The organism is Aquipluma nitroreducens, from assembly GCF_009689585.1.
Taxonomy (GTDB): Bacteria; Bacteroidota; Bacteroidia; order Bacteroidales; family Prolixibacteraceae; genus Aquipluma; species Aquipluma nitroreducens.
Genome location: NZ_AP018694.1, coordinates 2,773,310 through 2,794,340 on the forward strand (window position 1 = coordinate 2,773,310; position 21,031 = coordinate 2,794,340).

Here is a 21,031-nt window from a genome sequence, read left to right on the forward strand (position 1 = left end):
TTAAAGTATAAATCAAATGCATATTGCTTTAGCTGGAAACATTGGTGCCGGAAAGACTACGCTCACAGAATTATTAGCGAAACACTATAAATGGAGCCCACATTTCGAAGATGTAGATGAAAATCCATACCTGAATGACTTTTATGAAGATATGCAACGCTGGTCGTTCAATCTTCAGATTTACTTTCTTAATAGCAGGTTTAAGCAGGTTGTTGATATCCGAAGTTCAACCAAAACGGTTATTCAGGATCGAACGATTTACGAAGATGCCGAAATTTTTGCGCCGAATCTTCATGCCATGGGGTTGATGACCACCCGCGATTTTAACAATTACCATTCCCTGTTCCAGATGATGAACAAACTTGTTCAGGCTCCCGATTTGCTGATTTACCTCCGGGCGTCGGTGCCAACTCTGGTCAATCAGATTCAAAAGCGGGGACGGGATTATGAGAGTTCAATCCGAATCGACTATCTGAAGCAACTGAACGAACGTTACGAAGCGTGGGTAAACCGTTATAAAGCTGGCAAACTGCTGATTGTTGACGTTGATCGCATCGATTTTCAGAATAATCCGGAAGATTTAAGTGGTGTAATTGATCGAATTGACGCCCAAATTCATGGACTTTTTTAATTGCTAAAATCCTTTCAGGGAAACAGAATAAGCCTTCAATTATGGAAATAGCCGAATATCTTTCCTGAAATTGAAGGCTTATTTATTAAAACTAAATTTTCGTTCTAATTTACTCTTCGGGATTCCGTATAATCTTAGCTCTTTTTGTATCATGAAACTTGTTTTTGCCACCAACAACTCAAATAAACTTCAGGAAATAAAACAATTGCTGGGCGATTCAATCGAATTACTCAGTTTGACCGACATCAACTGCAATGTCGACATTCCTGAAAATCAGGACACCATAGAGGGAAATGCTGCTGAAAAATCGTTTTACATCTGGAAGAATTACGGATTGAATTGCTTTGCCGACGATACTGGTCTTGAAATTGAAGCTTTAAATGGTGCCCCCGGAGTTTATTCGGCCCGGTATGCCGGAGAAGAAAAAAGTCCGGAGAAAAATATGGACCTGGTTTTGCATAAGTTATCTGAAATAAAAAACAGAAAAGCACGTTTTAAAACAGTCATTTCGTTGGTAATCGACGGGAAAGAAATCCAGTTTGAAGGAATCGTAAACGGCCAGATTCTTTTGGAGAAAAGAGGGAAAACGGGTTTTGGCTACGACCCAATCTTTCAACCCGAAGAATCGCATCTCAGTTTTGCAGAAATGACAATGGAAGAAAAAAGCAAAATCAGTCATCGGGGACGTGCCGTTCAAAAATTAGTTGAGTATTTAACCCATTCAAATCAGAATGAAACCATATAAATACCTGTTATTCATTGCATTATTTTTCATCACCGGTCACACCGCATTTTCACAGTCGGCTATTGGCGAGTGGACCGATTATCAATCGTATGCCAGCGCCAAAAACGTAGCTGATGCCGGGGATAAAGTGTATTGTGTTACAAAAGGCGGATTATTTTCATACAACAAGACCGATAACAGCATCCGCAAAATGTCGGGAATTAATGGCCTTTCGGATGTTGGAGTTCAACGACTAGCCTACAGCAAAGAAAATGATGTGCTGCTTATTGCTTACCAGAATGCCAACATCGATCTGCTAATTGGCAACACCATTTTTAATCTGTCTGATATTAAGCGTAAACAATTGTCAGCCGATAAGACCATTAATAATATCATGTTCGCCGGAAAACTTGCTTATATATCCTGTGGGTTCGGAATTGTGGTTATTAACCTTGAACGAAAAGAAATTAAAGATACTTACTTCATTGGAAATGGAGGAGACTATCTCAATGTTCTGGATTTGGCTTCGGATGGAACCAATTTTTATGCCGCAACAATTAATGGCATTTACAAAGCAAGTGTTACGGAACCAAACCTTCAGAATTACAACAATTGGGTGAGGCAAACCAACATTCCGCATCCTGATAAAAAATTCAATGCCATTGAATTGTTCAATGGGAAAATTATTGCAAACTATACCCCAGACGAGTGGTACAGCGACGAAATGTACCAGCTGGATGGGAATGTATGGACATCATTTTTGCCAGAAATCCGATATGCACGTGATATATCCACCACCGGAAACTATATTGTTATCTCAAGTCGAAACCAGGTTGTTGTATATGACAATAAACTTGAAAAGATGATGCATGTCCAGAAATATATTTTTTCAGGATCTGAAGAACCAGTCATTGAGCCACTATGTGCCAGCTTGGACGCACAAAATGTGTTGTGGATTGCCGATCAAAATTTTGGCTTGATCAAAATGGGTTCACAAAGCGAACGAATTGTTCCTGAAAGCCCTTCGGACAATGAAATATTTTCACTCGCAATGAATGGCCAAGATCTTTGGATCGCATCCGGAGGAAGAAAATCGGACTGGAATAACTTATTTAATTTGCCTCAATTTCAGCTCAACCGTGAAGGGAAATGGTCGGTTTTCAACAGTAAAGTTTTTTCAACCCCGAACGACTTCAGGGATGTGGTTTGCGTAACTGCCGATCCGAAAGATCCCGATCATTTTTTTGCCGGTTCGTGGGGTGGGGGAGTACTCGAATTTGAAGCCGGAAAATTTAAAAAACGATACGATAACACGAACAGCACACTTCAAACCCAACTGCCAAACGCACCCAACGATCCATATGTTCGTATTGGCGGAATGGCTTTTGATTCCAAGGGTAATCTGTGGGTAACCAATAGTGGAGTTGCGAATGTGCTTTCGTCTTTTCAGACTGACGGAACATGGAAGTCGTACGAATTAAACGGTATTGCCAATAATCCGTACATATCGAAAGTGGTTGTCACCCCAAAAGATGACAAATGGATAATGGTTTCGCGTGGATATGGGTTATATGCCTTAAACAGCACCAACAGCGTGTCGAAAGCGCAGAAAGTAGTCGCTCTGTTTAGAAACCAGGAAGGCGAATATAAAACAGAGATGGGTGAACTCTATTCGATGGCATTGGACCAAAATGGCGAATTGTGGTTGGGGACTTCTGGAGGAGTTGCAGTGTACAGCAATCCTGAAAAAATCTGGAAAGATGAGTTTATGTATGCCACACGTCCCGGTTTAAATCAGCACGATACCCTTTTTCACCCTTTGCTCGAAAAGGAAACAATTACAGCAATTGCAGTTGACGGGGCAAACCGAAAGTGGTTTGGCACGAAATCGTCGGGAGTATTCCTGATTTCGGCTGATGGCGCAACCGAACTTGAGCATTTTACATCAGAAAATAGTCCGCTGCTAAACAATCAAATCAACGACATTGCAATTAATCAGACCACTGGCGAAGTATTTATTGGCACTGTTTCCGGACTTATTTCATACATGGGCGAAGCTACAGCCGGTAACGACGAATTCAGCGATGTGTATGTTTACCCCAATCCGGTGCGCGAAACCTACGATGGCCCAATTGTTATAAAAGGTCTTGTTGATGAAACTGATGTGAAAATTACTGACATTAGCGGCGATTTGGTTTACAAAACAACTTCGTTAGGAGGGCAGGCAATTTGGGATGGAAAAAACCTCAATGGGAATAGGTGCAAAACAGGCATTTATTTAGTCTTTTTATCGGATGCCCTTGGTGAAAAGACCAAGATCACTAAACTCATGTTCATTCATTAACACACCTTGCTGTGATCGAAAAAACACGTGGGATCTTTCTGCATGCAGTTAAATACTCAGAAACCAGCCTGATAGCGAGCATATATACTGAACACTATGGCCGGCAATCGTTTATAATAAACGGCGTTCACGGCAAAAATTCGACAGTTAGAGCAGCCGTATTTCAGCCCCTTTATTTACTCGATCTCGAAATCTATTATAAAGCAGGCCGGGAAATCCACCGGATAAAAAATGCCCGGATAACTTATCCCTATTCTACAATACCGTTCGACATCCGGAAAAGCACTCAGGTTCTTTTTCTGGCGGAAGTTTTGTATAAATGTCTGCGTGAAGAAGAAACAAATATTGAACTATTCGATTTTCTATACCACTCGCTGACTTTACTCGACCTTACCGAGGCCGGAATAAGTAATTTTCACATCTGGTTTCTTTTTAAACTGACTCGTTTTTTAGGTTTCAGTCCAAGTCGTGAAGATGCCGAAAGATGTAACTTTTTTGATTTGCAAACGGCGCGATTTGTGAGCCATGAACCGTTGCACAGTCAGTTTACCGACAAGCATTTAACAGTTCTTTTTACGCGCCTGTTTACTATTGATTCGTCGTCGATTGAAAACTTAGACTACACTCAGCACGAAAGAAGATTGGTGCTCGAAAAGTTGTTGGAATTTTATCATATTCATTTGGGCAATCTGGGCGAGTTTAAGTCGTTAGAGGTACTGAAGGAAGTTTTAAAATGATTTAATATTAAAATAATGCGATTACCTGATGTCGTCAATAGACGAGAAATGTATATTTTCTTAACTTTGTGCTCCAATAAGTTGAAACATGGCTCTATCGAAATCGCTAAATATTAAAGGAAGTATATTCTCTACGGTCAATAAACTGGTTACTGAAACCGGGGCTATTGATTTGTCTTTAGGCAAAACAGATTTCCCTTGTCCTGAAAAATTAGCCGACATGGCTGCAATGTACATTCGATCAGGATATAACAATTTTGCTCCACACGAAGGGATTAGCGAATTGCGCGAAGTTATTTCCGAAAGGGTGCAGGGCATGTACAACCATTTCTACAATCCGGAAACTGAAATAACCATTACCGCAGGACCCATTCAGGCGATAATGACTGCCATTAGCACTTCAGTAAAAGACGAAGATGAAGTTATTCTTTTTGAACCTGCATACGAGTCATATGCGCCGGCTATTTCACTTAATGGAGGCCGCCCGGTTTATGTAGCCCTGAAGCAACCAAATTTCCACATCGACTGGGAAGAAGTGCGTAAAATGATTACGTCGAAAACCCGGATGATCATTCTGAACTCGCCTCACAATCCGACAGGAGCTGTGTTAACCGAGTCTGATCTTATTCAGCTACAGCATCTAACTAATGGAACAAACATCACCATATTAAGCGACGAGGTTTTTGAATCAATTGTTTTCGATAACAATACGCACCAGAGTGTTTCCAAATTTGAAAAACTAGCGAACCGTAGTTTTGTGGTTTCATCGTTTGGCCCGGTTTTTAACATTAACGGCTGGGGACTTGCCTACATACTTGCTCCTGAAAAATTAATGAACGAATTCCGGAGAATTCAGCAGTTCCAGATTTACAATGTCAATACACCTCTCCAATATGCTCTTTCAGAATATCTGCGGACAGAAGATTCAAAGAAGGATATTTCTGAATTGTACCAAGGTAAACGCAATTATTTTAACCGTTTGATGGGCGATAGCCTCTTCAAAATTATTCCTTCGCAGGGAAGTTATTTTGAAGTTCTTGATTATTCTGCCATTTCTGATGAATCGGATGTTGATTTCACATTTCGATTGGCCAGTGAATATGGCGTTGGTGTAATTCCGGTCTCTGCTTTTCTGCACGAAAAAAACAAACTAAAACTGGTTCGGATCTGCTTTGCCAAGAACAACGAAACTCTCGAAAAAGCTGCCGAAAGATTACGGATGGTGCCATCCTTGAAATAGAGTTTTCCAAACAGAAATACTGAAATTTTAAAATGATTCGTCGCAATCTGTTTATTGCTGAGTGATTTCGTATGTCCGTATTTGTTCCCTTAATTTTGCGATAATCATTTCCACTGGCAGGTCTGCATTCGGATCAAGCTGAATCATTTCAAGCCGGTCTTTGTGCTTTGTCCCTACGGTGTGAGGAATTATACTTTTATCAGTAACAAAACCCAACATCAGCTTTTTACGGTTTACCCACAGAAATGCCAGCTTCTTCCCCTCGAAACAAAAAAACGGAATCTGGTATTTTCGCTCATGAGTGATACGGTTATCCACTTTCAGAATGAGGAGTTTCAACGCCAGCAAACATCCCTGAAAAGGTTCCGGATGCCTGAGGTAATAATCTTCAAGCTTAGTATTCATATCTGATTCCTTTGCTCTAAAGGTAAGCCGTTGTATGCTGTACACCTAATTTTTACAGTTATTCATTGATTTTTCGTAATGAATAAACGATTGTCGCTACACATTTATATAAATTTTAAACCGGAAGAAATGAACTTGAAGAGATTAGTATTCTTAGTTTGCTTGCTGTCAATAATTTTAGCAACGCTAACTTCATCGGCTCAATCACAATGGCGCGGGCCAAATCGTGACGGAATCTATCCAGAAACCAATTTACTGAAGCAATGGCCTGCTGAAGGACCCAAAATGCTCTGGTCGTTTCAGGAACTCGGAACCGGGCAAGGCAGCGTCGCTGTTTCAAAAGAGAAAGTCTTTGTCACCGGTATTCCCGATACACTTACTTCGGAAGGTTTTCTGTTTGCATTCGACACCAAAGGCAAGTTACTCTGGAAGAAAAGTTACGGCAAAGACTGGACTGGCATTTTCCCCGGAGCACGCTCCACGCCTACTGTTGTTGACAATCTGGTTTACATTGAAAGTGGAAACGGATCGGTGCATTGTTTGAAAGCTGACAACGGAGAAGAGCTATGGAACGTTGACTTTTTTAAAGATTTTCAGGCTGATTCGGTTCAGTTTGGGTTTTCAGAATCAATACTGATCGATGGGGATAAATTGTATTGTACACCAGGCGGAAAGGAAAACAATATGATAGCATTAAATCGCTTTACAGGTAAAATGATCTGGTCGAGTCCTGCATTTCGCGAAAAAGCGACCTATTGTTCTCCAATTTTAATCAATCACAACGGACATCGCTTGCTTGTCAACCTGACTTCTACCTCAATCATCGGTTTAAATGCTGATAACGGCGAAATGCAATGGCGTGTTCACCAGTTCCAGGACAATAAGATCCATGCCAACACACCGGTTTATTTCGATGGAAAACTATTGATTTCAAGTGCATCGCGAAAAGACAGTTCAGGATTGGTAATGCTTCAGCTTTCGCCTGACGGTAAACAAGCAGAGATTGTATGGCGAAACAAGGAATTCATTAATCTGATGGGCGGCTTTATCCTGAAAGATGGCTTTGTATATGGTGGAGCTTACCTGCAACCCAAATGGTTTTGCATCGACACTCAAACCGGTCTAACCAAATACATCGCCAAAGAATTGGGCGGAGGACCTGTAATTTATGCTGATGGATTGTTCTATTGTTATGCCGAAAAAGATGGAGAAATGGCATTAGCCAGCGGCAACTCAGAACAATTCAACATTATCACCAAGTTTAAAATTCCGCTTGGAACAGCCCAACATTGGGCACATCCGGTGATTGCCGACGGCAACCTTTACATCCGGCATAACGAAGCGTTGATGGTTTACGACATCAAAAACTGATCTTAGAAAATAGCTACATAAAGAAAGCGGCTGAATTCCATGGAGTTCAGCCGCTTTCTTTTTAACTTTTATATCAGTTTCTTATTTCTTAATCAGCAACCAACTGTCAGCATATTTTGGATATTGAGTCCTGATATTCTGAACACGACTTCTGGCAGCAGCTTCGTCATTGAACGAATCGACGCATAGGCGGTAGTAGCCAGTTTCGCTGTGAAGGATATACGGTTTAAATCCTTGTTGTATCAGCTCCTGTTTAAATTTTCCGGCATTCTCATTGCTACTAAAGCTTCCGACAATTACATTATATTTTTTATTGCCATATGTTGCCTGATCTTCTGAAGTCATTGTGAAACTTTCGCTGCGCATTGAAACTGGTTTTGCGGTTGATGTTCCAGTTGTTGCTTTATCGGCAGTTTCATACATGGTATCCGATACTGGATTCTCACGAACCGTGCTTTTAGGTGCTGGTACTGAAAACACTTTGGTTTCTGCTGAAGTTTCTGTTTGCGGAGCCTGACTTTTTTTCGATGATTTGAACACTTTACATCCGCTTGTAAGTAGGGCCAAGGTAAATGCAACTAAGATTATTCTTTTCATGGTATTATTGGATTAAAGTTGATTACAAAATTACTAAAGATGAAACACAGATTTATCAAAACGATGTAAGTCAACGAATTATTTATTAACAACCATTTGTTAACGAATAGAACTAAACATCAATACGTCAACTGTGCCGGAACTTAAAAGAAGCAAATACCCAATTAAAAATTTAGCATCTTCTTTAGGAATCGTTGCCCTTTAACCGATCGGTAAAAACTGGCTTGCCTGATCGCCCGCATCCGATTGTCATAGCTCTCCGAAAACATAAGTACCCACGGACCCTTCCCTTTTGTCGGAGCGATCTCATCGGCATTGTGCATTTCAAGAACTTTTTCAAGATCTTCGAAATAGCCGTGATAAAATGTTCCGGACTCTTGTGAGTATATGACGTAAGAGAAATACTTCATTCTAACTATTTATTGATTGAACTTAAAAACGTTTAACAGCCTTCAACTCTCGAAACAAGAGTCAATGCAAAATTAGAAAAAACGTGCTTGCTTTAACGCTTTACTGCTAATCAATTCTGGTATTCATAAAATGAGAGATTTCGACAACCCTTTATACATGAACGAAATTCAACCATGAACTATTGTCCTGGTAATCTTCAATAAGTTTGGTCTGGTTCTGATGCTTAAAGCTGCTCATCAACGAAATAATTTCCTGATTAAGCATGGCTAATCCGTTTTCAATCAACTCACTACGGAATCCTTTTTCACCCAGATTGATGACCATTTCGAACGAAACGATCCGACCCAGCACCTGACCCAATTCAACCATTTTTCGTTGTGGAAGATTGGTGTCCAACTCAAAATCAAGCATATCTTTGAGGAATAATGCCGATTTCGAGGTTAAGTTAAAGCTTTTCAGAAACTGAAACAGATTGCTTTCCTTGGTCTTTTTCATCATTTTCACCAGACTTTCCGTAATCTGGGCATACAAAATGTCATTCGAACCTTCAAAAATTTGGAATGGCCGACTATCGGTGATTCCTCTTCCGGCGATATGGTTTAGTTTGTATGCCTGCGCTCCAACCAGCTGAGTGGCCGATTGGGCAGCCTCCTGCATCAGGTCAGTAACTACACTTTTTACTGAATTTGCTTCAAAACCATGCGGAGAAAGATCATTTTCGACTCCTGCTTTTTCACTGCTGTTGGCACACATTGCCGAACAAATGGTGTATGAGGCCTGTAGTTTGGACAAACGCTGCTGAACCTGATCATAGGTAAAAAGCGTTTTGCCTCCGATTTGCCTTTGATTAATATGCGCGATTGATTCGTCGAGTAACCGTTGGATAAAACCCATGGCCATTCCCGGGAATTGCATGCGGCTTCGGTGTAACAGGTCAAGCATCATTTTCACACCAGTAGTTTCGGGTACTAGTTTCTGAAGTTTCGGAATCTCAACATCAATCCGGTTTCGTCCGTAAGGTATCTGGTACAACCCTAAGTTTTCATAAAACTCCTCAACTACAATCTGTTGTTCGGGGCTGTTTACGTCGCAAATAAAGAAATCGATATCACGTTTCAAATCACCCGATTGACTACGTTCGCGGGCTGTCAGCAGCCAATATTCGGCCCAACCGGTTAATCCTGCCCAATGCTTTTTCCCTTGGATATGGTATTTCCCATCCTTTTCGGTAAACGACGTTTGCATACTTAGGGCGTCGCTTCCAAAATCAGGTTCGGTAATCATTAACCCCCCCATATTTTGTTGTTTTAGGAAACGTTCAAAAATCGGAGCTTTTGCCTCTTGTTGCGCGTATTTTCCTACTGGTTGAAGGAAAAGAGCTGAATTTATACCAAATGTTAGTGAAAGAGCCAACGATTCGTAGGAAGCTGCAGCCAACAAAGCAATGTTTTCTTCCATGTGGCATCCACGACCACCAAATTCGGAAGGAATACCAACCGAAAGGGGATTTAAACTCATAATCTCGCGCATCACGAATGGTGGCATTCCGCGCTTAACAGCCATCTGATCAACATCTGCACGAACATGAAATACAAGTTTCATTTTGGCTTTCAGATTATTCAGGAATGACTCGAATGGGATGTTCTTGTTGTTTTGTGCGAGTGTTGGCGCTTCAACAGTTAAAATTTGATGATTCATTAAATTTAGACGTATTTGTTATTTAAAATTATCACGACAGCGTAGATAATAAACTGAAAATTTACAATCCGCAGAATAAGGATAACATCTAATTGGGATGAAAGTTCTATTTGGAATGGATCATTTAGGGAAAATCAATAAAAATCAGGGCTTTGAATTAATTTTAATCGTTCGCAATTGTAATTTCTTTTGTGTTTTTTAAATGCATTTACCCGATCTTATTCGGCATCCAAAATCTCAAAATAACATCGAAACAGGAATTTTAGAGCTGCTTTTTGGATTTTAATCATCATTATGAAATTTTGGTTTCAGAAATGTTGTAATTTTAAAAAGTGAACCCATACATATATTTCAAAATCGAATAAAAATGAAGAAGAAATCGAAGAAATTTTTACCATACAGCATTGCATTGGTAGTAATTCTAGTTATTGTGTTGGTTGTTGGGAAAAAAGCTGGTTGGTTTGGAAAAGACTTTCAGATCAGCGTTTCCACGAAAACCGTTGAAAGCAAAACCATTACCGAATTAATTACTGCAAATGGAAAGGTTCAGCCTGAAACCGAGGTGAAGATTAGTCCCGATGTTTCCGGAGAAATTATAGAGATGAATATTCAGGAGGGAAATGAAGTAAAGAAGGGTCAGTTATTAATGGTTATTAAACCCGATATGTACATTCAGGCCTACAACAGGGCACAAGCCAGTTTGAGTTCGTCTCAGGCACGTCTGGCGCAGGCCGATGCACGTCAAATTGAAAGCGACATGGCCTTTAAACGTGCCAGCTCACTTTTTAAACAAGATGCCATTCCGGTATCTGATTTTGAGACCGCTCAAGCTTCGTTTAAAGTTGCCCAATCTGAAGTCAAAGCTGCCCAGTTTGCTGTGAGATCGGCCGAAGCTTCGGTTGCTGAAGCACAGGAACAATTGGTGAAGACCAAAATTTATGCACCTATGGATGGCACAGTAGCACGTCTGAATGTTGAAAAGGGCGAACGTGTAGTAGGAACCAATATGTATGCCGGCACCGAAACCATGGTTATTGCCAACCTGCACCTGATGGAAGTAAAAGTTGATGTGAATGAAAATGATATTGTCAGGGTTAACTTAAACGACACAGCATTGGTTGAAGTTGACGCCTATCTGGGGCGTAAGTTCAAAGGGTTGGTTACTGAAATTGCCAATTCAGCAAACACTACTGGTGGGTCAACCGATCAGGTTACCAATTTCAGTGTAAAAATACTTCTGCTCGAAGAATCGTATAAAGATTTGGTCGATTCTGTTGGAGGTAAAATATATCCTTTCCGCCCGGGAATGTCGGCCACTGTTGACATTCAAACCGAGACAAGAAAAAATGTAATTTCTGTTCCAATTCAGGCTGTAACTACCCGTTCGTTAAAGAACAATACCAAACCTGAGGATAAAAAGGATAATGTAGAGAAACCTGAGACTGAAAATGAAGCTGTTACAACTCAGGAGAAAAAAGCCCCGGAAGACGAAAAGGTTGAGGTTGTTTTTATTTACAAAGATGGGAAAGTAAAGAAACAAGCTGTGAAAACCGGGATTCAGGATAGTGAAAACATCGAAATTCTGGAAGGCCTGAAAGCTGGCGATGAAATTGTTGTCGCTCCGTTTAATGCAATTAACAAATTGCTTAACGATAGCGCTGAAGTAAAGAAAGTAGACGAAAAAGAGTTGTTTAAAGCGAAAAAATAAGAGTTGTATTGATTGACAGTTGTTTGCTGTGAAACCAATCGGCAAAACCTAATCGGTCTTATACTTTTGACTGCTGCAATACTTAATTGGCAGGTTTTTTCCTTCATTACTTTTTTGATTTCGTTGCCGAACTATATACGGGATTGCACTTAATCTAAGATATATTCTATTTTCCGAATCCAACCCTAAGGCTTTAGGATATCAATTATGATTGTTCGGTTTAAAAAGTCAATTTTCTGAGTCTTTTTTTCAAAAGGGGCTATCGTTTGATCCAGACCAAAGTCAAAAACCTGAAATTCAACATCTCTTCTATTGGCTAGTAATAACTCATGTTCTATGAGTCCCTGTATGTTGTTTTCACGGGCTAAAAATGATTTGAGTTGATTATTCCCCAAATTGGCACTTTCAGAATGGCCATGTATCACTACCATTGCTCCTGAAGGAATTTCCGGCGTAACAACAGTTCTTAAATACTGGCTTAATGTTTTGACCGATTCCGAGTTGTTTAATTCATACAAAACGCTGAATCGCTTTATTTTATCGGTTATGAACACCGGCCATGCAGTAAGATAAGCTGTTGTATCTTTCCTCATAATCTGACCACTTTTTAATTGGCCAATCATGGAAATATCGAATTTGCCGGCAGGTTTACCTCCCAATAAATAGTTCTTTGGAATACTTACCGAGTCATTTGTGAACGGTCCAAAACTTCGCACTTTAGTTTTATCTTCTGCAATTTTCAAAGACCACGAAGAGAATAACTGATCGGATCCTTTTGTTGTAAAACTAACTACTCCCTCTTTGTTAATTTCAGGTACATCATATATTTTTAAGGGCGACAACCTAGTATTATTCTGGCCAACCTGGAATTTTAAGGCCAATGCTTTTGATGTGGTTTGAACTAAAACCTGTCGATCGACTTGCCGGATGACAGCAAGTTCAAACTTATTAGCTGATTGTGTTTTATGTATTTTTAATTTTTTCTGACTTTTAATTGCAATTTTCGAAGCGCTTATCCCATAAACCCGAACCAAAAACATTTTTACAGATTTAGCCATTTGTATGCCAGCTAAAACATCTTTTGATGAACCAACCAGTGTAATTTGAGTGGACAAATCTTTTGTCATGTTGTCACCCAAAATGCTTAAAAAATTGTCTTCCTGAATCGCTTTTCGAAATGAAGGATTCTCAAGATTTTCGGGTATTCTTATTTCGTTCAGGTTGTTTTTGAAATTCTTGAGCTGATTTTTTCCTGATGTACTAAAGGGATCTTTTATCTCAGAAGATCTTAAATTGAAATACACATTATTCCTTTCTGAAAGTAGTTCGGAAACATTTTTTCCTGCTGCATCTTCTTTCGGTTCGGTAATTAAATATGATGCTTTCGGTTCAGTTGAAATAACAACAGGTAAAAAAATCTTCTCAGGCAATGCAGTTTTTATTCCGTGTCCAAACTTAAGTGCAATACCTGCCCGGAGAGTGGAAATATTCCATGATTCTGATGAAAGGATTTTCTGCCCAAAATATGGCTGTAAAGCAAAAAAAGGAGAAAGGATGACTTGAGATCTTTTGTTTTTAGCGGTAAGGAATAGATCATATCCGCCACCTATTTGCATGGATATAACTGTCTTGTTTATGTCACTGAATTGTCCGGCTGAATAAGATGAGGAACCTTGTTCTGGATGATCCGGACTAATTCTCAGATCGTATTGGAAATTGTTATTAATATTAATAGACAATCGCGGTCCGGAAAATAAATAAAAATTTGACCTAAAGAGATTTAGTCGAATGCTTGGTTCAATCGTAAAATATGTAAGATGAGTTGATAAGTCTTCAGTGAAAATGCCGGTAGATATTACCTGATTGAATGAACCTTTTTTACTGTCATAACCCGCCTGAAGCATGAATCCAACTTTCGAATCTGACGGATGATATTCAATGAGTGGTGCTGCATAAATACCAAGACCATTTCCATCAATAAAGGCTGACGGAGCAATTAAGGTTGAATTTAAATTCTGAATTGATGATCCGTGGTATAAATTATAATTGGCTCCAGTTGCTGCTCCAAACCACCAGGCTGATCTGGTAAACTTTGTATCTTGTGCAACCAGATTTGATTGAAAACCAACAAAAAATAGAACACCCCAAACGTATTTTTTTAGGAACTGATTGTTAAAATAATGCATTATTCCTAATCCTTGTTTCGAATTTGCATTAGTCATCATAACAAAAATGATTTATGTCATTTAGTACTGGCAATTTATTTTAAACATCACTTTCGATGTTTTTGTTTTACCTGCAATTTCTATTAGAAATTGAGTTGATTGTAAAAAATAGCAAAAAACTCAATAGTTAAAGCTAGTTCAAAAAGTTGAGGATACCTCCAGATGTCAACAGAATTTTTTAATTATCATTCTGTGGATAAAATATTTATGTTGGTTCTTATTTTTTTGCGACTATTCCGAAGAATAAGATATTCAACATTTCATCAACCGATTTCTGCAACTCCTCATCCGACAAATTTTTCAGGATTAATGGAACTTCAAAACCTTGAAGCAAGGTTACAATGGTTTTCGCTGTAAGTTCCGGGTTTTGTATGGTATAAACTTCCTTTTCAATACCTTCAAGCAATAACTCTTTGACCAAATTAATTTCAGCATCAAAGTGGTTTGTACGCAAACTGTTTACAAAATAAAGGTTGTCAAGTAAATCGTTCTTAATCGCTTCGTAATAATTCCCTACCTTTTGCAGTGTAAGCATCCGTACATAAATGTAAGTTTTTAACTTTTGCTGCGGATCGTCAATCGTTGAGATCTGATCATCAATTGTTTTTGCCCTTATTTCAGCTTCGGCATCAATTACTGCCTTAAAAATATCGTCCTTACTTTTAAAATAGTAATATATCGTGCTTTTCCCTTTCCGTGCTTCCCTTGCAATGTCGTCCAAAGCCGTTTTTTTATAGCCAAAACGCACAAAAACCTGTCGCGCAGCCTGAACCAGCTGTTCGCGAACTTCGTCTCTTCCTGAATTTTGTGAATTACTTTCCATCTCTTTCTCATTTTGAACTTAGGTTGCACTAAGATAGTTGTTGTTTTTTGATTATTCAAGGAACTGGACCGTATTGTCCGGTTGGTCGAAAAGCTTTGAATAAAGTTATTCTCCTGAATAGTTTAGCAATTGGATTTGATTCGTAAATTTGGCTTACCAAAACACCAACTAAATGAAATCACAATTAATTGCCTTAACGGGACTCTCCTTATTTAATATATTCAACATTTCTGCCCAACCGAAACCCAATATCGTATATATCCTTGCTGATGATATGGGATATGGCGACTTGAGCTGTTACGGGCAAAAACATTTCAAAACACCAAACATTGACAAGCTGGCCAATCAGGGAATGCTCTTTACACAGCACTATGCCGGATGTGCTGTTTGTGCCCCATCGCGCTCGTCGTTAATGACTGGATTAACAACCGGTCACACACCAATCAGAGGCAATAAATCAATGAAGCCTGAAGGACAATATCCACTTCCGGATCGGTCGTTCACTCTTGCTGAAATGTTGAAAGGTGCTGGATATACTACCGGCGCTTTTGGGAAATGGGGACTTGGACCAGTTGGGTCGGAAGGTGATCCGAACAAACAAGGATTTGACGAATTTTACGGATACAATTGTCAAAGCCTGGCGCACAACTATTATCCCGACCATTTGTGGGATAATCAAACTAAAATTATACTGGAAGGGAATTCCGGCGATCAATTTGGCGAATATGCCCCGACTTTGATACACCAGCGGGCGCTTCAATTCATTGAAAAGAATAAGGACAAGCCTTTCTTTCTGTTTTATCCTACAACCATTCCTCACGCTGAATTAGTTGCTCCGGAAGAAAACATGAAGGAGTTTAGGGGCAAGTTTTTACCTGAAAAGAGCTATAAAGGAGCCGAGTCCGGATCGGAAGGTTTCCGCAAAGGATCTTATGGAACCCAAATGGAAGTTCATGCAGCTTTTGCAGCTATGATTACTTTACTCGATCAGCAAGTGGGCGAAATAGTTGCCAGGTTGAAAGAGCTTGGCCTCGACAAAAATACAATCATCGTATTTTCATCTGATAATGGTCCACACATCGAGGGAGGTGCCGACCCTGAATATTTCGACAGCAACGGCCCTTTTAAAGGTTACAAGCGCGATTTGTACGAAGGTGGCATTCGCGAACCTATGATTATTAGCTGGCAAGGAAAGATTGCCGCTGGCTCAAAAAGCGATCTTATTTCTGCTTTTTGGGATGTGATGCCAACCATCGCAGATATTGTCGGAATCAAAACTCCGGACAAGATTGACGGAATATCATTTCTGCCAACGCTTTTGGGAAAATCAGGACAGAAAATTCACCAAAGTATGTATTGGGAATTTCACGAAAACAATGGCCGCCAAGCCGTTCGCAAAGGCGATTGGAAGCTGGTTCGCTACAATGTCTCCATTCCTGAAAAAATCACCACCGAATTGTACAACCTGAAAACTGATCAGGGAGAAGAACACAATGTTGCAGCAAAAAATCCGAAGATTGTGCAGGAATTGCTCCAAATTATGAAGAATTCAAGAACACCTTCGGATATTTTCAATTTTGGTTCTGAAAATGTTGTTTCAAAAGATTAGATTGAACTCTATTTTATTCACCTTCAATCACCACAACTTTTTGAGCTAATTTCTTTTCGCGCTTTCCTTCGACCCAGTAATATATTATTGGTAAAACCAGTAAGGTTAGGAATGTTGATGTAATCAGTCCGCCAATTACGACGGTAGCCAATGGGCGCTGAACTTCGGAGCCAGGGCCTGAGTTAAAAGCCATCGGGATGAAACCCAAACTAGCGACCAGTGCAGTCATTAAAACCGGACGCAGTCGGTCGGTTGCCCCGTCGATAATGGTTTTGCGTAAAGGCATCCCTTCTTTCCGGAGTTCGTTGATGTGGTCGAGCAGCACAATGCCATTAAGTACAGCTACCCCAAACAAAGCAACAAAGCCAATGCTGGCCGAAACCGAAAGATACATGCCGCGTAACCACAGCAAAAGTATTCCTCCTGAAAGAGCAAAAGGCAAGTTCATTAAAATGATGATAGCATAGCGCATCTTACCAAAATTGAGATACAGCAATCCAACAATGATAAAAAGTGACAGCGGAACAACCAACAGCAAGTGGTTCATGGCGCGTTTCTGGTTTTCAAACGTTCCGCCGTACTCCAGAAAATATCCAGAAGGCACATTCGCTTTTTTGCCGATTTCCGACTGTAAGCTGGCAACATACGTTCCAATGTCAATATTCTTGATATTGATGCCCACGATTAGCCGACGCCAGCCATTTTCGCGCTGAATTTCGCGTGGACCTTCTTGTGCAACAATGTGACTTACCCGTTTGATCGGAATAAATTCGCCATTGGGAAGTGGCACCGGTATTTCCTGAATTTTCTGCAATTCAGATCGGAATTCGATTGGATACCGAACCTGAATATCGAACCGCCGTTGCCCCTGATACAATTGTCCTGCAACCTGTCCGCCAATTCCGGCTTCAATGACCGACTGCACATCGTTCACATTCAATCCAAACGAAGCAACCGCATCGCGATCAATTTCAATGGTCAGATAGGGTTGTCCAACAGGCTGCTCCACAAAAAAGTTTGCAGTTCCATTCATCCCTGAAACAATTCCTGAAATACTCTCACCGATTTGATTCAACTTATCCAAATCTTCTCCATAAATTTTAACTGCCAGATCCGATTTTACGCCGCTGGTTAACTCATCGACTCGCATGGCTATTGGTTGTGTAAAATTGTAAGCCAATCCGGGTTCTGTTTTCAGGAATGGTTCAATTTGAGCAATGATGTCTTCTTTTGTAATCCCTTTTCTCCATTCGTCAACCGGTTTAAGCACAATCCAAACATCAGTTTGGTGAACGCCCATCCAGTCGTTGGCCAAATCGGAACGACCTGTTTTCGGAACCACTGTTTTAATTTCAGGAATGTTTTCCATCAGTTTCCCGGCTAACCAGTTCGCGTTGTCCATTGACTCCTTTAAGGTTACCGAAGGCATTCTCACCTGCTCAACCAAAATAGAACCTTCATCGAGTTCAGGAAGAAACTCCGTTCCTAAACGACTCATCACAATCATCGAAAGGCCAAAAATTACTACAGCACCGATGGTAACCGGCCAGCGTTTATCTATGTTTGTTTCCAACCCTTTGTTGTATCTGGGTTTGATCCAGTCGATCACAAAATTGCGTCGCATTTTTACGCCTTTACTGAAAATAATGGATGAAATGGCCGGAACAAAAACCAGGGCCAACAGCAACGAACCCAAAACTGCCGCCGCAACTGTAATGGCCATTGGCCGGTATAAAATTCCTTCCATTCCGCTGAAAGTCATGATTGGAACATAAACCATCAGGATAATTAAGACTCCAAAGAAGATGGGCCGAACCACTTGTTTTGCTGCCGAAATAACTAAATCATCCGATTTTTGATCCTTATTTTGCTGCATCCGGTGCACAATATTTTCGACCATCACCACCGATCCGTCAACCACCATTCCGAAGTCGATGGCGCCCAAACTCATCAGATTGGCCGCAAGCCCAAACTCTCGCATCCCAATAAATGCAAACAGCATCGAGAATGGAATGACCATGGCCACAATGATAGCTCCGGAGATTTCGCCTAGCAAGAGAAGCAAAACCACGATTACCAGAAAACCTCCTTCTACCAGATTGGTGGAAATGGTTGCCGTTGTACGGTCGATCAAATCAGACTGATCGTAGAATTTCTCGATCTGCACACCTTCAGGAAGCGACTTGTTGATTTCTGTAATTTTCTTTTCGATCTGCGAAATCACTTCACGGCCATTGCCTCCCCGAAGCATCATTACAATTCCACTTACAATTTCTCCTTTCCCATCGCGGGTAACTCCACCTTGCCGAATTTGTGTGCCAACCACTACATCGGCAACATCTTTAATAAATACAGGTTTGTTGTTAATATTTCTGACGATAATATTCCGAATATCCTCCGCCTTGTTAATTTGTCCGTACCCGCGAATAATGTATTGTTCGCGATTATGCTCCAGGTAATTTCCTCCGGAGACACTGTTATTGTTTGCAATTGCTTCGGTTATCTCTTTTATTCCGATTCCGTATGTGCGTATTTTCTCTGGAATAATTACGACTTCGTATTGTTTTACAAAACCTCCAAACGAATTGATTTCAGTCACGCCTTTTACAACCTTCAATTGCGGGGCAATCAACCAATCCTGAATTTCGCGCAGCTCGGTGAGTGATTTGTTTTCGCCTCGAACTGCATATTGATAAATTTCGCCCAAAGCCGTTGAAATAGGTCCCAATTGAGGCGATGAAACATCGGGCGGTAAATCAGACGAGATGGATTGCAACCGTTGACTAACCATTTGGCGCGCAAAATAAATGTCGGTTGCTTCTTCAAATTCAATGGTAACAGCCGACAAACCAAATTGCGAAGTTGAACGAACCTGTTTTACTCCCGGTAAACCATTCATGGCAGTTTCAATGGGGTAGCTTACCAGTTTTTCCACGTCGAACGGCGAATAGCGACCCGCTTTGGTAATGACCAAAACCTGCACAGGAGTGACATCGGGCAACGAATTGATTGGCAGTTGAATGAGTGAAAAGTAACCCGCAGCGGCCATTAGAAGTACCAGCGAAAGTGCGACAAATTTTTGCCTGACACTAAATGTTATAATTTGATTGAGCATAATCGATTGTTTCTGGTGAGTTTGAAAAAGTTTAAAAATTCCGGATACAATTATTGTTTCTTTATTTTGACTCACCCCGAGTTCGCTAAGCTCACTCTGCCCCTCTCTTCTTGAAGAGAGGGGAAAAGCCCTTACTAAGGGCTTGGGGTGAGTTTTCGATTATTCTTCAGCAATTTTGTCGAATCTGGAGAGTGCTTTCAGACTAAAAACCTGGCTAACAGCAATCTTTTCGTTTTTTGCAAGTCCGCTTTTTACCACAGCATATTTATCGCGAAATTCAGGGACTTCAACTTTTCGCTTTTCGAAGTTCGATTCGGTAATCTGAACAAAAACAATTGGGTCGTTGCCTTCATAGGTTAAGGCTTCCATCGGAATTGTAATCACTTCAACTGGTGCCGAAGTAATGATTGAAAGGTGCAGGTTTTCCCCAGGTTTTGGCCAACTTTGGTCGGTTGCCAACAACACATTGACAATCACTGAACGGTTATTTTCGTCCAGCCCCGGGTTAATTGAGGTAACTACCGACTTCATGGCAAACGAATCGTTTTGACGTCGCGAGATTTTAACCGAATCGCCGGCCACAATATATCTGGCATCTTCGGGAGAAACATAACCACGGACCAGGACATGGCTCATATCAAGAACCCGTGCCAGATTTTGGAGTGCATTAACCGATTGGCCAAGTTCAACGGAGCGCTGATCCATGATTCCGTTGATTGGCGAATGAATTTTAAGAGTTGGATCGATACTCTCTACTGTTTTGAACGCAGAGATCTCCTGATCGGGTACACCGATGGCTTTTAGTTTCGAAACAGCCGCGATAACAGAAGTTTTTGACCGCTGATAATCGGATCGGGCGCGATCAAGTTCACTTTTCGAGCTGATGGTTTGTTCAACCAGTTGTTCGAGCCGCTGTAACCGCGATGTCTGAAAAGTTTCCTCCGAAACGGCCTGAAGAAATTCTGAAACCATGTTTCCAAATTCGAGGCTCTCAATACTAAACAGCTCTTGTCCTATTTTTACCGATTGTCCTTCCTGAACCAGAATTTTGCTGATTCGTCCGTCGATTGGGGTACTTATAATGCTGATGTGATTGGGAGCCGGAAAAACAACTCCAGGTGCAGCAATGCTGTATTTTTGCATACTGCTGGTAACGGCGATGGTCTGAATTTTCAATTCGCCCATCTCTTTTGCCGAAAGTTTGACTAGATTTTCAGGCTTGACGTTCGAGACTGATGGCGGAGTATCCGTACCTGACTTTTCTTTTTGTGCAGATTCTGTTTTATTGCCACAAGAGGAAATACTAACTAAAACGACAAGGAAAAGACTAATCAGGGTAATTTGTTTATTGAATAGATTTGTTTTCATACAATTAAATTTCAGGATATTAACA

The 21,031-nt window shown here is 40.6% G+C and carries 16 protein-coding genes; 8 read left to right on the top strand and 8 right to left on the bottom strand.

Annotated features, from left to right (window positions below):
* The first annotated feature begins 16 nt into the window (after window positions 1-16).
* From AQPE_RS11750 to AQPE_RS11770, 5 genes are all read left to right on the top strand, one after another.
* Window positions 17-631 carry a deoxynucleoside kinase gene (locus AQPE_RS11750; RefSeq protein ID WP_318351253.1) on the top strand — a complete coding sequence of 205 codons (615 nt, stop codon included), beginning with the start codon at window positions 17-19 and terminating at the stop codon, window positions 629-631.
* Between the two features lie 151 nt (window positions 632-782).
* Window positions 783-1,376 (top strand): non-canonical purine NTP diphosphatase, encoded by a 594-nt coding sequence (locus tag AQPE_RS11755; RefSeq protein ID WP_318351254.1) that lies wholly within the window; start codon window positions 783-785, stop codon window positions 1,374-1,376.
* The gene (porZ, locus tag AQPE_RS11760; protein ID WP_318351255.1) at window positions 1,363-3,699 is read left to right on the top strand and encodes a type IX secretion system anionic LPS delivery protein PorZ; all 2,337 of its coding nucleotides are present in this window, start codon (window positions 1,363-1,365) and stop codon (window positions 3,697-3,699) included. Before AQPE_RS11755 ends, porZ begins: the two co-directional genes overlap by 14 nt.
* Window positions 3,700-3,710: 11 nt before the next feature.
* Window positions 3,711-4,436, top strand: coding sequence for a DNA repair protein RecO (gene recO, locus AQPE_RS11765; RefSeq protein WP_318351256.1), 726 nt, complete (start codon window positions 3,711-3,713; stop codon window positions 4,434-4,436).
* A gap of 88 nt (window positions 4,437-4,524) precedes the next feature.
* Window positions 4,525-5,676, top strand: a complete 1,152-nt coding sequence (locus AQPE_RS11770; protein WP_318351257.1) for a methionine aminotransferase — start codon at window positions 4,525-4,527, stop codon at window positions 5,674-5,676.
* Window positions 5,677-5,727: 51 nt separating this feature from the next.
* Here the strand turns inward: AQPE_RS11770 and AQPE_RS11775 are convergent, their stop codons facing one another.
* Window positions 5,728-6,081 (bottom strand): hypothetical protein, encoded by a 354-nt coding sequence (locus tag AQPE_RS11775; protein ID WP_318351258.1) that lies wholly within the window; start codon window positions 6,079-6,081, stop codon window positions 5,728-5,730.
* A 129-nt stretch (window positions 6,082-6,210) separates the two neighbouring features.
* On the opposite strand from AQPE_RS11775, the gene AQPE_RS11780 reads away from it, so the two are divergent.
* The gene (locus AQPE_RS11780; protein ID WP_318351259.1) at window positions 6,211-7,452 is read left to right on the top strand and encodes a PQQ-binding-like beta-propeller repeat protein; all 1,242 of its coding nucleotides are present in this window, start codon (window positions 6,211-6,213) and stop codon (window positions 7,450-7,452) included.
* A gap of 81 nt (window positions 7,453-7,533) precedes the next feature.
* On the opposite strand, the gene AQPE_RS11785 is transcribed toward AQPE_RS11780, so the two are convergent.
* The 3 genes from AQPE_RS11785 to AQPE_RS11795 form a co-directional block, all read right to left on the bottom strand.
* Window positions 7,534-8,049, bottom strand: coding sequence for an SPOR domain-containing protein (locus AQPE_RS11785; RefSeq protein WP_318351260.1), 516 nt, complete (start codon window positions 8,047-8,049; stop codon window positions 7,534-7,536).
* A gap of 164 nt (window positions 8,050-8,213) precedes the next feature.
* On the bottom strand, window positions 8,214-8,459 hold the full coding sequence (locus AQPE_RS11790; protein WP_318351261.1) for a GIY-YIG nuclease family protein: 246 nt from the start codon (window positions 8,457-8,459) through the stop codon (window positions 8,214-8,216).
* A gap of 151 nt (window positions 8,460-8,610) precedes the next feature.
* On the bottom strand, window positions 8,611-10,158 hold the full coding sequence (locus AQPE_RS11795) for an acyl-CoA dehydrogenase family protein (protein ID WP_318351262.1): 1,548 nt from the start codon (window positions 10,156-10,158) through the stop codon (window positions 8,611-8,613).
* A gap of 367 nt (window positions 10,159-10,525) precedes the next feature.
* Between AQPE_RS11795 and AQPE_RS11800 the strand changes: the two genes are divergently transcribed.
* Window positions 10,526-11,866, top strand: a complete 1,341-nt coding sequence (locus AQPE_RS11800) for an efflux RND transporter periplasmic adaptor subunit (RefSeq protein ID WP_318351263.1) — start codon at window positions 10,526-10,528, stop codon at window positions 11,864-11,866.
* Window positions 11,867-12,051: 185 nt separating this feature from the next.
* On the opposite strand, the gene AQPE_RS11805 is transcribed toward AQPE_RS11800, so the two are convergent.
* Both AQPE_RS11805 and AQPE_RS11810 read right to left on the bottom strand, forming a co-directional pair.
* On the bottom strand, window positions 12,052-14,091 hold the full coding sequence (locus AQPE_RS11805; RefSeq protein ID WP_318351264.1) for an outer membrane beta-barrel protein: 2,040 nt from the start codon (window positions 14,089-14,091) through the stop codon (window positions 12,052-12,054).
* 217 nt (window positions 14,092-14,308) lie between these two features.
* A complete protein-coding gene (locus AQPE_RS11810; protein WP_318351265.1) occupies window positions 14,309-14,914 on the bottom strand; it encodes a TetR/AcrR family transcriptional regulator in 606 nt (201 codons plus the stop codon).
* Window positions 14,915-15,086: 172 nt separating this feature from the next.
* Here AQPE_RS11810 and AQPE_RS11815 point away from each other — a divergent pair, with 172 nt between their 5' ends.
* On the top strand, window positions 15,087-16,523 hold the full coding sequence (locus AQPE_RS11815; RefSeq protein WP_318351266.1) for an arylsulfatase: 1,437 nt from the start codon (window positions 15,087-15,089) through the stop codon (window positions 16,521-16,523).
* Between the two features lie 13 nt (window positions 16,524-16,536).
* On the opposite strand, the gene AQPE_RS11820 is transcribed toward AQPE_RS11815, so the two are convergent.
* Window positions 16,537-19,638: an efflux RND transporter permease subunit gene (locus tag AQPE_RS11820; RefSeq protein ID WP_318351267.1), complete on the bottom strand. Its 3,102-nt coding sequence runs from the start codon at window positions 19,636-19,638 to the stop codon at window positions 16,537-16,539.
* A gap of 159 nt (window positions 19,639-19,797) precedes the next feature.
* Window positions 19,798-21,006 carry an efflux RND transporter periplasmic adaptor subunit gene (locus tag AQPE_RS11825; RefSeq protein ID WP_318351268.1) on the bottom strand — a complete coding sequence of 403 codons (1,209 nt, stop codon included), beginning with the start codon at window positions 21,004-21,006 and terminating at the stop codon, window positions 19,798-19,800.
* Window positions 21,007-21,031: the final 25 nt, after the last annotated feature.

What these genes read in the sequence shown, in the direction of transcription:
- AQPE_RS11805 (WP_318351264.1), bottom strand. Translation starts at nt 14,091, where the DNA reads ATGATGACTAATGCAAATTCGAAACAAGGATTAGGAATAATGCATTAT.
- AQPE_RS11770 (WP_318351257.1), top strand. Translation starts at nt 4,525, where the DNA reads ATGGCTCTATCGAAATCGCTAAATATTAAAGGAAGTATATTCTCTACG.
- AQPE_RS11820 (WP_318351267.1), bottom strand. Translation starts at nt 19,638, where the DNA reads ATGCTCAATCAAATTATAACATTTAGTGTCAGGCAAAAATTTGTCGCA.
- AQPE_RS11795 (WP_318351262.1), bottom strand. Translation starts at nt 10,158, where the DNA reads ATGAATCATCAAATTTTAACTGTTGAAGCGCCAACACTCGCACAAAAC.
- AQPE_RS11810 (WP_318351265.1), bottom strand. Translation starts at nt 14,914, where the DNA reads ATGGAAAGTAATTCACAAAATTCAGGAAGAGACGAAGTTCGCGAACAG.
- AQPE_RS11825 (WP_318351268.1), bottom strand. Translation starts at nt 21,006, where the DNA reads ATGAAAACAAATCTATTCAATAAACAAATTACCCTGATTAGTCTTTTC.
- AQPE_RS11755 (WP_318351254.1), top strand. Translation starts at nt 783, where the DNA reads ATGAAACTTGTTTTTGCCACCAACAACTCAAATAAACTTCAGGAAATA.
- AQPE_RS11790 (WP_318351261.1), bottom strand. Translation starts at nt 8,459, where the DNA reads ATGAAGTATTTCTCTTACGTCATATACTCACAAGAGTCCGGAACATTT.
- AQPE_RS11785 (WP_318351260.1), bottom strand. Translation starts at nt 8,049, where the DNA reads ATGAAAAGAATAATCTTAGTTGCATTTACCTTGGCCCTACTTACAAGC.
- AQPE_RS11750 (WP_318351253.1), top strand. Translation starts at nt 17, where the DNA reads ATGCATATTGCTTTAGCTGGAAACATTGGTGCCGGAAAGACTACGCTC.
- AQPE_RS11800 (WP_318351263.1), top strand. Translation starts at nt 10,526, where the DNA reads ATGAAGAAGAAATCGAAGAAATTTTTACCATACAGCATTGCATTGGTA.
- porZ (WP_318351255.1), top strand. Translation starts at nt 1,363, where the DNA reads ATGAAACCATATAAATACCTGTTATTCATTGCATTATTTTTCATCACC.
- AQPE_RS11775 (WP_318351258.1), bottom strand. Translation starts at nt 6,081, where the DNA reads ATGAATACTAAGCTTGAAGATTATTACCTCAGGCATCCGGAACCTTTT.
- AQPE_RS11815 (WP_318351266.1), top strand. Translation starts at nt 15,087, where the DNA reads ATGAAATCACAATTAATTGCCTTAACGGGACTCTCCTTATTTAATATA.
- AQPE_RS11780 (WP_318351259.1), top strand. Translation starts at nt 6,211, where the DNA reads ATGAACTTGAAGAGATTAGTATTCTTAGTTTGCTTGCTGTCAATAATT.